The 12,277-nt window shown below is 70.7% G+C and carries 10 protein-coding genes; 1 reads left to right on the top strand and 9 read right to left on the bottom strand.

The annotated features are described in order from the left end of the window. Nucleotides 1-122: 122 nt before the first annotated feature. From yjfF to ACLJQZ_RS43470, 9 genes are all read right to left on the bottom strand, one after another. Entirely contained in the window at nucleotides 123-1,106 is a 984-nt protein-coding gene (yjfF, locus tag ACLJQZ_RS43510; RefSeq protein WP_410627048.1) for a galactofuranose ABC transporter, permease protein YjfF, read from the bottom strand. After that, entirely contained in the window at nucleotides 1,103-2,140 is a 1,038-nt protein-coding gene (locus ACLJQZ_RS43505) for an ABC transporter permease (RefSeq protein WP_410627046.1), read from the bottom strand. Before ACLJQZ_RS43505 ends, yjfF begins: the two co-directional genes overlap by 4 nt. Then, nucleotides 2,137-3,651, bottom strand: a complete 1,515-nt coding sequence (locus ACLJQZ_RS43500; RefSeq protein WP_410627044.1) for a sugar ABC transporter ATP-binding protein — start codon at nucleotides 3,649-3,651, stop codon at nucleotides 2,137-2,139. Before ACLJQZ_RS43500 ends, ACLJQZ_RS43505 begins: the two co-directional genes overlap by 4 nt. Before the next feature lie 11 nt (nucleotides 3,652-3,662). Beyond that, nucleotides 3,663-4,649 carry an ABC transporter substrate-binding protein gene (locus ACLJQZ_RS43495; RefSeq protein WP_410627042.1) on the bottom strand — a complete coding sequence of 329 codons (987 nt, stop codon included), beginning with the start codon at nucleotides 4,647-4,649 and terminating at the stop codon, nucleotides 3,663-3,665. Further along, a complete protein-coding gene (locus tag ACLJQZ_RS43490) occupies nucleotides 4,637-5,506 on the bottom strand; it encodes a DUF4232 domain-containing protein (protein ID WP_410627040.1) in 870 nt (289 codons plus the stop codon). The genes ACLJQZ_RS43495 and ACLJQZ_RS43490 overlap by 13 nt, the downstream gene beginning before the upstream one ends. A 180-nt stretch (nucleotides 5,507-5,686) precedes the next feature. Continuing rightward, entirely contained in the window at nucleotides 5,687-6,688 is a 1,002-nt protein-coding gene (locus tag ACLJQZ_RS43485; RefSeq protein WP_410627038.1) for an NlpC/P60 family protein, read from the bottom strand. Nucleotides 6,689-6,695: 7 nt separating this feature from the next. Continuing rightward, a complete protein-coding gene (locus ACLJQZ_RS43480) occupies nucleotides 6,696-7,178 on the bottom strand; it encodes a poly-gamma-glutamate biosynthesis protein PgsC/CapC (protein ID WP_326952397.1) in 483 nt (160 codons plus the stop codon). Next, complete coding sequence (pgsB, locus tag ACLJQZ_RS43475; RefSeq protein ID WP_410627036.1) at nucleotides 7,178-8,356, bottom strand: poly-gamma-glutamate synthase PgsB; 1,179 nt, start codon at nucleotides 8,354-8,356, stop codon at nucleotides 7,178-7,180. Before pgsB ends, ACLJQZ_RS43480 begins: the two co-directional genes overlap by 1 nt. A gap of 1 nt (nucleotide 8,357) precedes the next feature. Then, complete coding sequence (locus ACLJQZ_RS43470) at nucleotides 8,358-10,958, bottom strand: HAMP domain-containing protein (RefSeq protein ID WP_410627035.1); 2,601 nt, start codon at nucleotides 10,956-10,958, stop codon at nucleotides 8,358-8,360. A gap of 230 nt (nucleotides 10,959-11,188) precedes the next feature. On the opposite strand from ACLJQZ_RS43470, the gene ACLJQZ_RS43465 reads away from it, so the two are divergent. Beyond that, nucleotides 11,189-12,103: a hypothetical protein gene (locus ACLJQZ_RS43465; protein WP_410627033.1), complete on the top strand. Its 915-nt coding sequence runs from the start codon at nucleotides 11,189-11,191 to the stop codon at nucleotides 12,101-12,103. The last annotated feature ends 174 nt before the right edge of the window (nucleotides 12,104-12,277 follow it).

The raw sequence follows: 12,277 nt of genomic DNA, 5'->3' as shown, positions 1-12,277 counted from the left end.
CCACATTGGGGCGTTTGGGGCCGGGGCGCTCCCGGAAGCATCGCGGCCCGGCTGGGGACGTGAGCTTCGGGGGCGACCCTGGTCTGGCCTCCTGGCCGTCAGGGGACTTGCGACGCGCGACACTAGCGGGCGCTACGGGTGACGAGCCGTTGCAGGACGATGAAGACGAACAGGAGGGCCCCGGTGATGATCGAGGTCCACCAGGAGTTGAGGGTGCCGTCGAAGGTGATCAGCGTCTGGATGATGCCCAGCACCATGATGCCGAGCACGGTGCCCAGCATGTAGCCGGAGCCACCGGTCAGGATGGTGCCGCCGATGACCACCGCGGCGATCGCCGTGAGCTCCAGGCCGACGCCGTTGAGCGGGTCGCCGGAAGACTTGTACAGCACCAGCAGCAGCCCGCCGAGCGCCGAGCAGAAGCCGCTGATCGTGTACACCGCGATCTTCGTGCGGCCGGTCTTGAGACCCATCAGCATCGCGGACTGGGCGTTGCCGCCGATCGCGTAGACGGAGCGGCCGAACCGGGTGAACGCCAGCACGTACGCCGCGACGGCGACGACGACCAGGGCGGCGACCACGCTGATCGAGATGTGCAGTTCCCCGCCGAGTGGGATCTGCGTCTCGGCGAGGGTGGCGATCGTCGGGTTGTCGATCGAGTACGCCTCGGTGCTGATCGTGTAGCAGAGGCCCCGGGCGAAGAACATCCCGATCAGCGTCGCGATGAACGGCTGGATCTCGAAGAAGTGGATGAGCGCGCCCATCCCGGCCCCGAGCAGCGCCCCGATCACCAGCACCACCGCGATCGCCGCGTACGCGGGCCAGCCGTGCTTCTGCATCAGGTCGCCGGAGACCACTGTGGACAGTGCGACCACGGAGCCGACGGACAGGTCGATGCCGCCGGTGAGGATCACGAACGTCATCCCGACCGCGACCACGAGCAGGAAGGCGTTGTTGATGAACAGGTCGAGCACGACCTGCCCGGACCCGAACGCCTCGTAGCTCGACGCGCCGAAGACGTAGGCCCCGACGAGCAGCGCCATCGTGGCGAGGATCGGGAGGTGCCGTTGCTTCGGCCGGTAACCGCGGACGCGGTCCAGGGTCGTCATGCCGTGACCTCCACCTTCTCCGGAGCGGGTGCGGGGGCCGGCTGCCCGGGCCGGGGTGTCCGGCGGCGCCGGAGCTTGCGGCGGAACGCGGGCGACTGCAGCAGGCACACCGCGAGCACGACCACGGCCTTGAACAGCATGATCGACTCGGGTGGGATGCCGAGGGCGTAGACGGTGGTGGTGAGCGTCTGGATGAGCAGGGCGCCGATCACCGCGCCACCCACGGAGAACCGGCCACCGGTCAGCTGCGTCCCGCCGACGACGACGGCGAGGATCGCGTCGAGCTCGATGAACAGCCCGGCGTGGTTGGCGTCGGCGCTGTGCACGTTCGCGCTGATCATCAGCCCGGCGATGCCCGCGCACAGCGCGCAGAAGACGTAGACGAGCCAGGTCAGCCGGGCCGAGCGGAGGCCGGCCAGCCGGCTGGCCTCGGGGTTGCCGCCGACGGCCTCGACGAGCAGGCCGAGGGCGGAACGGCGGACCAGCAAGGAAGCGAGCACGAACACGGCCAGCGCGATGAGGATCGCGCTCGGCAGGGTCAGCACGAACCCGCTGCCGATCCACTCGTACGGGGCCGAGGTGATCGTGATGATCTGCCCGCCGGAGATCAGCTGCGCGATCCCGCGCCCGGCGACCATCAGGATGAGCGTGGCGATGATCGGCTGGATGCCCAGCACGGCGACGAGCCAGCCGTTCCACGCCCCGAGCACCAGCGACAGCCCGAGCGCCAGCCCGGCCGCGACGAGCGTGGCGCCCACGCCGCCGGGGTGATCGGCGATCCACAGGCAGGCGAGCGACCCGCTGATCGCGACGACCGCGCCCACCGAGAGGTCGATGCCGCGGGTGGCGATGACGAGCGTCATGCCGATCGCGATGAGGATCAGCGGAGCGCCGTTCTTCAGGATGTCGACGAGGTTCCCGTAGAGGTGGCCGTCGCGCAGTTCGATCGAGAAGAACGCCGGGCTCGCGATGAGGTCGCCGGCCAGCAGCGCCAGCAGTGCCACCACGGGCCAGAACAGCCGGTGCTTGGTCATGAGACGGCTCCCTCGGCCATCGTGGCCATGATCTCGTCGGCGGTGAGCGCCCGGTTTTCCTTCTGTGCGACCACTTTCCGGTCGCGCAGCACCACGACGCGGTGGCTCAGCCGGAGCACCTCCTCCAGCTCGGCGGAGATGTACACGACGGCCATCCCGTCGGCCGAGAGCTGGGTGACCAGCCGCTGGATCTCCGTCTTGGCCCCGATGTCGATGCCGCGGGTCGGCTCGTCGAGGATCAGCAGCCGCGGCTCGGTGATGAGCCAGCGGGCCAGCAGCACCTTCTGCTGGTTGCCGCCGGACAGGTTGCCGACCAGCGCCTCGGGGTCGGCGGGGCGGATGTCGAGCGTTTCGATGTACTTCCGGGCGATCTCGTCCTGGCGGCGCCGGGTCAGTGGCCGTGCCCAGCCGCGCGAGGCCTGGAGCGCGAGGACGATGTTCTCCCGGACGGTCAGTTCCTCGACCAGGCCTTCGGTCTTGCGGTTCTCCGAGCAGAACGCGATCCGGTGGTCGAGCCCGGCTCGCGGCGTCCGCAGCGAGGTGACGTTGCCGTCGATCTTCACGGAACCGCTGTCGGCGTGGTCGGCGCCGAAGAGCAGCCGGGCGAGCTCGGTGCGTCCGGAGCCGAGCAGCCCGGCCAGCCCGACGACCTCGCCGGCGTGGATGTCCAGCGTGAACGGCTCGACGCCGCGTTTGCGGCCGAGGTCTTCGGCCGCCAGCAGCACCGGCGCGCCGGTGACCTCGGCCCGGGTCGGCCCGGAGTCCTCGAGCGTTTCGAGGACCCGCAGCTCCTTGCCGATCATCTTGGTGACCAGCTCGACGGGCGTGATGTCCGCCGTGCGGTACTCGCCGATCAGCTTTCCGTTGCGCAGCACCGTCATCCGGTCGGCGATCGCGAAGACCTGATCGATGAAGTGCGAGACGAACAGGATCGCCATGCCTTCGTCGCGCAGCGAGCGCACCACCGTCAGCAGCCGCTCGACCTCGCCGGCGTCCAAACTGGACGTCGGCTCGTCGAGCACCAGGACCCGCGCATCGACGTCGAGGGCGCGGGCGATCGCGACGAGCTGCTGGACGGCGATCGAGCAGGTGCTCAGCTCGGCCGAGACGTCCACGTGGACGTCCAGCCGCGCGAGGAGCTCCTCGGCCCGCCGCCGCATCGGGCCCCACTGGATGCGGCCGAAGCGGCGGGGTTCCCGGCCGAGGCAGACGTTCTCCGCCACCGACAGGTTCGGGCAGAGGTTGACCTCCTGGTAGACCGTGCTGACGCCGGCCCGCTGGGCCTCGCCGGGGCCGCCGAAGGAGACGGCGGTCCCGGCGAGCGTGATCGAGCCCGCGTCCACCCCGTGCACGCCGGTGAGCACCTTGATCAGCGTCGACTTCCCGGCGCCGTTCTCCCCCATCAGCGCGTGGACCTCGCCCGGGAACAGGCGGAAGCCGACGTCGTCGAGGGCGACGACACCGGGGAACTCCTTGCGGATCCCGGTCATGACGAGGATTTCGGCGGGCATCGCGCTACCCCTCAGTACTGGCGCTTCGGCAGCGCGGCCTTCGCCGACGCCTGGTCGAACTCGGTCTCCTGGGTCTCGATCCGCTCGGGCACCTGCTCCCCCGCGTTGACCTTCTTGACCAGGTCCATCAGCTGCGGGCCGAGCAACGGGTTGCACTCGACGACGTGGTTGATCTTGCCGTCGGCCAGCGCCTGGAGGGCGTCCTTCACGCCGTCGACCGAGACGATCTTGATGTCCTTGCCGGGCACCTTGCCCGCCGCTTGGATCGCTTCGATGGCACCGAGGGCCATGTCGTCGTTGTGCGCGTAGAGCACGTCGATCTTCGGCTGGGACTTGAGGAAGGCCTCCATGACCTCCTTGCCCTTCGCGCGGGTGAACTCCCCGGTCTGCGAGGCGACGATCTTGTACTTCGGGTCGGCGGCGATGACGTCCCCGAACCCCTTCTTGCGGTCGTTGGCCGGGGCCGAGCCGGTGGTGCCCTGCAGCTCGACGATGTTCACCTGACCGGTGGCGCTGCCGAACTCCTTCGTCAGCCACTCTCCCGCCTTCTTGCCCTCGGCGATGAAGTCCGAGCCGAGGAAGGTCTTGTAGAGCGTCTTGTCCGGCGAGTCGATCGCCCGGTCGGTGAGGATGACCGGGATCTTCGCCGTCTTCGCCTCCTTGAGCACGGTTTCCCAACCCGACTCGACGACCGGCGAGAAGGCGATGACCTTGACCTTCTGCTGGATGTACGAGCGGATCGCGGCGATCTGGTTCTCCTGCTTCTGCTGCGCGTCGGAGAACTTGAGCTCGATCCCGGCGGACTTGGCCGACTCCTGGATGGACTTGGTGTTCGCGGTCCGCCAGCCGCTCTCGGCGCCCACCTGGGCGAAGCCGAGCGTGACGGCCCCGCCGGTGGTTCCCGTGCCACTGCTGCCGCTGCCACTGCAGGCGGTGAGCAAGACCAGTCCGGCCGCCGCGGCCGCCGCGGCGGCCCATCGCTTCTTCAGCACGTGCACTCCTCGATCGACGGTGATCTATTGCTGTTAGCGTTAACAGTCTGCGAAGCAGGGACCGGCCGCGTGTACTGCCGACCGCCCTCACGGGACCAGCCGGTTGAGGTCCCTTCGCCACCTGCGGTCTTACCCTGCATCAGCGTGACCCCCATCACTCTTTCGGGTGGCGACGGGGAGTCAGTGTTAGCGATAACACCATTTCGGTCAAGGCCGCCGACGGTAACGGTCTCGTCACATACGACCGCGGTTGCCGCACACGGCCTGAGCACGAGACGGATCCGCCTCACTCGAACCGGGGTCGGCGGGCACCTCCGGTGCCCCGGCGGCGTCGTGACCAGCTGGGTCGGCACCCACTTGCCGGAGCCGTTGCTGCCCTGCGAACCGTCGGTGTACGTCAGGACGATCAGGTGCGCGTTCGCGGACTGGCCTGGGGCCGCTGTGACGTCCTTGTCTCCGTCGTCGATGCGGGGCAGGGAGTACACCGCGCCGTTCGGATCGGCCGGGCCGCGCAGGTCGACGCCCGGAACGCCGTAGAGCTTGCACGGCAGGGAACCCGTGTTGGTGAACACCAACGGAACGTCGAACTGGCCCGGTTCGACCTGCGCCGGCGCGCCCAGCCTCACGGCGAGTTCACCGGCCGTGCACCGCCGCGGCGGGCCGGGGTTCGGGGTCGTACTTCTCGGCGTCGTAGTGGTCGCGGGCACCGGAGCCGGACTGGGCGGTGGCGCACTCGTCGCCGTCGATGCCACCCCGGTCACCACGGCGTTGGTCGACGGCGCGGCATTCGCCGACTTCGCGTCTTCACCATCGCAAGCGGTGGTTGCCACCAGCACCACGCACACGAGCGCGGCCTTCCCCACGACACGAACGTTCGGTGCGTTCCCCACTGCCGTTTCCCCTCCCAGCCCTACCGGGCGTCCCCTCGACACACTGTGGATGCACCGGTCACACCCGTCGTTCTCCGTTTGTGAACCTTGTCATAACGAGTGAACCTCGCCCCGACATCCGGAACCGCAACGGATCGCCGACGACGTACTGGGTCAGAGCCGCTTGGCCGCGCGGAACGCCTTCGCGTACGTTCCCGAGCCGTCGATCAAGGACACGCCGCCCGCGTCGCCGAAAGTCGGGCCGTTGGCGACCTTGCGGCTGGAGAGCACGCGGTGGTGACCGTCGCTGTCGAGGCCCAGGTAGATGCCCGTGTGCGAGACCTGCGTGCCGAGCTGGGGCTCGAGGTTGAAGAACAGCAGGTCGCCCGGCTGCAGGGCACTGAAGTCCGTCACCTGCCGCTTCTCGTCGCGGATGAGCGAGGTGCCCGGGCCCAGCTCGGACAGCGCCCACGCGCGCCTCGGCAGGCCCGGTCCCCGCACGTTGGTGCCGAGCAGCGGGTAGCCCGAGCGGTAGCCGTAGACCATCCGCACGAAACCGGAGCAGTCCAGCGAGCGGGCGCGGGCCGGTTCGGCTTTCTCGTGGGTGCCGTCGGGGAAGTCCCAGCCGATGCCGAGGTAGTCGTAGAAGTCCGACTTCTCCAGCCGGCCTTCGGCGCTGTCCGGGCCGAAGCCGGCGTCCCCGCCGATCCGCAGCTTCTTCGCCACCAGATCGGGCGCGCCGTCGGTGTACTGCAGCGCGACGGCGAGGACGTCCGGCTCGGTGTCGCCGACGGCCTTCGGCAGCCAGTCGGTGAACCACTTCTCCTGTTCCGCCCCGGCCCGCCACGCTTGCGGGGCGAGCCGGATCCAGGCGGTCGTCGTGATGCCGGCCGTGGTGAACTTCGGCTCGGTGAAGGTCCGCGACCGGCCGGTCAGCATGACCGTGCGGGAGCCGTCGGTGAGGGACGCGAGCTGCGCGCCCGCCGCGTCGCGCACGATCGTGCGCGACGGGTGCTCCTGGCGCTCGTAGCGGTACCCGCCGGTGACCGCGGCGCCGGTCGGGGCGGCGGAGACGGCCGTGATCCCCCGCCCGTCCTGCGTCGCGACGTACACCGCGGCCGCGCCGGAGACGGCGATGACCGCGGCGAGGACACCGATCCGGACCGCCTTGCGCATCCTCACCTCACACCGTCGGGACCAGCCCGACCAGCACGCCGCTGATCAGGATCGCGTAGCTGGCCAGGCTGACCCCGCCGGTGGCGAGCATCGTGGCCACCGGCTTCTGCCGCACCAGCTGGTAAGCGACCAGGCCGGGCACGACGAACCCGAGGGTCTGGTGCACGAACAGCAGCGGGAAGTCGGCCTGCAGGAAGAGCAGCAACGTCGTCTGCAGCACGACGCCGAGCAGCACGACCGCGGCGAACAGCCGCTTGCCGTAGAGGATCACCATGCGCTGCAACGCTTTCGTCCCGCCGAAGGTCAGCGCCGTCATGAGCACGATGATCGCCGCGCGCCGGTAGTCCTCGACCATGGTCAGCGCGATCCAGCCGGGCGTGATCATGCCGCCGGGCGACAGGTTGGTCGTCAGGTAGCAGACCAGCGACAGCAGCAGGCCGATGGCGAGCCCGATGGTGGCGATCTCGGGGGCGAGGGACGTGGTGAGCATCAGGCGACCGGTTCCAGTTTCGCGAGTTCTTCGATGAGCAGTTCCCCTTGGCCGTGGATGTTGCCGATGGCGATCAGCGACGCGCTCCGCTCGACGCCGGCCACGATCCCGCGCAGCAGCTCCCGCGGCGTGCGCGATCCCCCGAGGTCGACGACGCGGTCGTGCCACTCGGGCGGGATCGCGGCGCGGGCGCTGCGCGTCGGCTCGCCGATCAGCACCACGCGTTCCGGGGCGATCTTCGGGATGAGCGCGCCCATCTGGCCGTTGCGTTCGACGCGGTCGGGGCGGCAGTTGATGATCACGTGCAGCGGATCGTCGATCGCGCCCTGGCTGCGCAGCTGGTCGATGTTCATCAAGGTCGACTCGGGGTCGTTCGCGGCGAAGACGTTCGCGAAGCGCAGGTGGCGACGGCCGGCGCGGTACTGGTGGACCTGCAGCACGCCCGGGTCCGGCGGCGCGTCCCACATGCCCTGCAGGGCCAGCTGCCGGTTGACCTTGAGCAGATCCGCGACGGCCAGGGCGATCGCGACGTTCTCCTTGAAGGTGATCCAGCCGAAGCCGCGCATCTCGGCGTCGGTGACGGTTTCGGGGTCGACGGCGATGAGTTCGCAGTCCCGCTTCGCGGCTTCCTCCCGGAGGATGTGCAGCCGGTCCTTCTCTGCGGTCAGGCAGATCCCGCCGACCGGCATCGACCGCGACAGCGACCGCGCGACGTCGTCGAGGGTCGGTCCCATCTCGGCGAGGTGGTCTTCGCGGACGTTGCACAGGACGCCGATGGTGGAGCGGATCAGCTTGCTCTGGTTGATCTCCTGCAGGTCCGGCATGACGGCCATGCACTCGATCACCAGCGCGTCCGGCCGGTAGGCGGCGGCGCGGCGGACGATGCCGATCTGCTCGACGACGTTGGCGATGCCGAACTTGCGGTAGACGGGCTCCTCGCTGCCGTCGGGGTGGATGAAGCGGGCCGCGGTGCCGGTGGTCTTCGCGGTCGTGACCAGGCCGCCGCCGCGCAGTGCGCCGGCGCAGAGCCGCGTGATGGACGACTTGCCGCGGATGCCGTTGACCAGCACCCGGGTCGGGATGCTGTGCAGGTGCCGGTAGTGCTGCCGCTGCTCGGCGATCCCGGCGGCCAGCATCGCCGCCGATGCCAGTACCAGCACGGCGTAGAGGAACGTCACGTCAGACCCCGGCCCCGTCCAGCCAGCTCAGGTAGTCGCTCTTGGCCTGCTCCTCGGCGCTGCGGGCGGGCAGCCGCGGCGGGGTCTGCGGCCGGGGCCGCTCACCGGGCTTCGGCTGCCCGGTGGGCCGTGGTGCCGGATTCCGTTGGCCTGCCGGGTGTTCCGCCGGTTTCCCTTGGGCAGCGGGCCGCTTCGCCGGATTCCGGTCGTTCGCGGGGTGTTCCGCCGGATTCCGCTGCTCCGCAGGCCGCTTCGCCGGTTCGCCGCGGCCGGCCGGCCGCTCGGCCGGGTTCTTCGGCGTCGTCGTGGACCGGTGCGCGGGCTTCTGCGCCGTGCGGCCCGCTCCGGCCGGTTCCCGGCGCTCGCCGGGGCGTTCCGCCTGCGCCCGCCCCGCGGCGGGGCGGTCGCGCGGCGCCTCGGGCTCCGGCTCGTCCTCGACGCGCTGCAGCAGCTCCGTCTCGTCGGTTGCCGCGCCCACCGGGCGGCGGACCTCGCCCAGGCGGTCGCGGCCGTCCGTCAACGCCTGCCGGCAGATCTCGACGCACGAGGCGATCGTGCCGATCTCGTCCTGGCGCTGCGGGTAGACGACGGCGCCGGTGACGCCGCCGGCGATCCGCTCGGCCTCGTCGCCGATCCGGCGCAGCGGACGCAGGACGAGCAGGAGGTGCCAGGCGAACAGGATCAGCGCCACGACGGCGGTGAGCAGCGCGGCGACCCGGGCGCCCGAGCGGACGGTGTTGTCCGCGACGCCCAGCGACTCGATCGGCTGCTCGGCGACGACCACCCACTTCAGCGTGGCCGCCTGGCCCTTGTCCGCCAGCCGCTGCGCCGCGACGAGCGCCGCCGGAGTCGTCTCGCGGGCGTCCTTGCCCGCTTGGGCCGCGTCGACGTTCTTGATCAGCGCCGGGTCGGTGAGCGCGCTGAACGCGAGGTAGCCCTCGGTGTCGGCGATGGTGCGCTTGCCCTCGTCGACGACCCGGACGCGCCCGCCCGCGGTGCCGAGCAGCTCGGCCATCCGCGGCACGTCGTACTCGCCGACCAGGACGTTCTTCGAGTCCGGCAGCGGTGTGAAGGCGTAGACGACCGGGACGCGCCCGCTGGTGTTGCCCTGGCGCAGGCCTTCGCCGTCGGGCAGCTTCCCGGGTTCGCGCAGCGATTCCCGGCCGGCCTGCTGCACCGCCGCGCCCTGCGCGTCGGCGACGTAGACGCTGCGGAACCGGCTTCCCTCGCCGGTGAGCTGGTCGAGCATGCCGCGCAGCTGGTCCGGCTGCTTGCCCTGGCCGAGGCGCGCGACGGACTGCAGATCGGCCAGGCCTTCGGCGAGGCTGCGGCGCAGCGTGTCGGCCGAGCGCGTGACGCGGAGACCGTGCTCGCTGAGCATCGTCGGCGAGACCTGGGCGGACTGGCGGCCCAGCGTGGCGGCGACCGCGCCCGACCAGCCGAGCAGCGCCAGGGTGACCAGCGCCAGGACGAGCTGGGCCGACAGGAACGCGCGGACCTTCGCCGCGGGCTTGCGGCGGCGCAGCTTCGCGCGGAACCGCTCGACGGCGCCGGTCACCCGGTTCACCTCGCGGATGCGCGACTGCCGGACCGGCTCGTCGAGCACGCCGGCCGCGACGGCGAGCGCGTCGGTGCGCAGCCGGCGGATCGGCGCGACGATCGTCCGCCGGAGCAGCACGAAACCCAGGACGGCCAGCGCGAACAACGCGGCCGCGGGGATCAGGCCGGGCCAGCGGGCCGGCACCGCCTCCACCGGGACGCGGCTGAACGAGACGACCGACAGGCCGAGGCTGCCGCCGATACCGGACGGCGTGACCGGCGCGTACGAGACGACCGGCGCGACCCGCTGCCCCGGCTTGGCCGGGTCGGCCGCGGCGTCGCCGGTGAGGACACCGGTCTGCACGGCGGCGGCCGCGGTCGCGGCGCGGGCGAACAGGTCCTGGGCGGCGCGGTCGGTCGCGGGCACGTCGGTGCCGCGGGTGTAGAGGACGGCGCCGTCGGCGGTGACCAGCCGGATCTGCTGCTGGGTGGCTTCGTTCAGCTCGCCGCGGATTCCGCGCAAGGCCGTCGAGACGACCAGGAGTTTCCCGGCACGGGCGCCGGTCAGCGGGAACGCGGTCAGTACCAGCGGCGTGTCGCCCGCGCGGGCGACCGGACGGACGGTGAGGTTCGCCACGGCGACGCCGCTCAGGTTCTGCACCGGCACGGGTTCGCCGCGGGTGGCGACGACCTTCTGCGCGACCGGGTCGTAGACGGCGATGCCGCGCCAGTCCCCGTACGTCTCGCCGAGGCGGGTGAGCAGCGCGGTGTCGTCCGCGGTGTCGAACACCCCGGAGCCGCCGGCGACCTGCAGGTCGCCGGCGGCGCTCGTCACCGACGTCGCGATGCCCTGCGCGAGCCCGGCGGTGGTGCGCTGCTGACCGGCGGCGACCTCGTCGGAAACGCGCCCGGAACTGTCGGTCGCGCGGATCAGGGAAAGCGGCCCGGCGGTCGAGAGGTAAAGCGCGGTGAAAGCGGTGATGAGCAGCAGCAGAACAAAAGTGGTCGCGGACGCGACACCGGCTCCGCGCGGGAAACCCGCTTCCGGAATCTGCTCGCGCAACCGCGCTGCTGGCAAGTCGGACTGTTTCGGCCGGTTCAACCGCTCCCCCAAGGCCCTTTCGGATACGCGACCCGGCGGGTCGCCGGCCGCTGGGGCCGGTCGCGGAACATCAACCCGTTCGGGTTACGTGAAGGTATCAACGAAGCAGTCGGTCACGTTACAACTCCGCCCATCGGGTGACAAACGGTAGGTAAGCCGGGCCACAAAGTGGGATCAGTACACTCCGGGTGATGATCAGGCGACCGCGGATGTGGCTCAGCGTGATGGGCACGGCCCTTGCGCTGGCCTTGGTCTTGACGGTGGTGCTGATCCTCGGTGACGACGAGTCATCACCACCCGGATCGCCCCCGCCCGAGCCGGCTCTCGATTCTCTGGTAACGAAGTTCACGTCCGGTCTGTCGGCGGACCAGGAGTACCGCTCACCGAAAACCGACGAACGTCGTACGGCCGCGAGCGGTTTCGCCGCGCTCGTCGACCGCCGGGGCACCGCCGATTTCGAAAAGCTGGGATTTTCCGTCCGGGACGGTGTCGATCCGGCCACCGGGCGGCCGTACACGATCGCGACCGACGAGCCCGGCACCGAACGGGCCTGGGGGATGTACGTGATCGACCGGTCCGCGCCGCCGTCGCTGGTGGTCGAGGTGCCGCACCCGTCGTTCGACCTCCGGACCGAACTGTTCGGCGTCGACCTGTTCCGCCGGGTGCCCGGCGCGGTGCTGCTGGTCGCGGGCGCGCACCGGAAGGCGGACGACGGCAAAGCCGACGTCGCTCACGAAGAGGACTCGGTGTTCCACGTCATCGCGACGACGCTGGCCGCGCGCGGCCTCACGCAGGTTCAGCTGCACGGGTTCCACGACCAAAACCAGCCCGGCACCGACATCGTGCTCTCCTCGGGCGCGACGCCGGCAGGCGACGCGGCCCGCCGCGCGGCCGACCGCCTGACCGCGGCCGGGTTCGCCGTCTGCCGTGGCTGGGAGGACCGCTGCACGGGCCTTGAGGGGACGACGAATGTCCAGGGCAAAGCGGCCGCCGCGGACGGCACAGCGTTCCTGCACGTCGAGATGAGCCGCACGGTCCGCGAGTCACCCGAGCGCCGCGCGGATGTGGTCCGGGCCTTGACGGAAGCCGACCTCCGCCGTTCCTGAGTGACGGCCCGGGATGCGGCCGAGCGCCGATCTGTAGGGCGTTATACGGTCGCTAGCCCGTCTCCTTCGACGCGCTGCTCCACTCTCGGCGAGTCTGGTACTCCGATCCGGATTTGCCCACTCGCAGATCCCGCTGAAGCCGATCGGCGCCCCACCAAGTCGCTGGTGTGAAAC

Source organism: Amycolatopsis sp. cmx-8-4, from assembly GCF_046548675.1.
In the GTDB taxonomy this organism is placed as follows: Bacteria; Actinomycetota; Actinomycetes; order Mycobacteriales; family Pseudonocardiaceae; genus Amycolatopsis.
The sequence above is the reverse complement of the archived record's forward strand: the minus strand, read 5'-3'. Positions and strand labels throughout refer to the sequence as shown.

Coding starts and splice junctions, on each gene's coding strand:
- yjfF (WP_410627048.1), bottom strand. CDS start 1,106: ATGACGACCCTGGACCGCGTCCGCGGTTACCGGCCGAAGCAACGGCAC.
- ACLJQZ_RS43505 (WP_410627046.1), bottom strand. CDS start 2,140: ATGACCAAGCACCGGCTGTTCTGGCCCGTGGTGGCACTGCTGGCGCTG.
- ACLJQZ_RS43500 (WP_410627044.1), bottom strand. CDS start 3,651: ATGCCCGCCGAAATCCTCGTCATGACCGGGATCCGCAAGGAGTTCCCC.
- ACLJQZ_RS43485 (WP_410627038.1), bottom strand. CDS start 6,688: ATGCGCAAGGCGGTCCGGATCGGTGTCCTCGCCGCGGTCATCGCCGTC.
- ACLJQZ_RS43480 (WP_326952397.1), bottom strand. CDS start 7,178: ATGCTCACCACGTCCCTCGCCCCCGAGATCGCCACCATCGGGCTCGCC.
- ACLJQZ_RS43465 (WP_410627033.1), top strand. CDS start 11,189: ATGATCAGGCGACCGCGGATGTGGCTCAGCGTGATGGGCACGGCCCTT.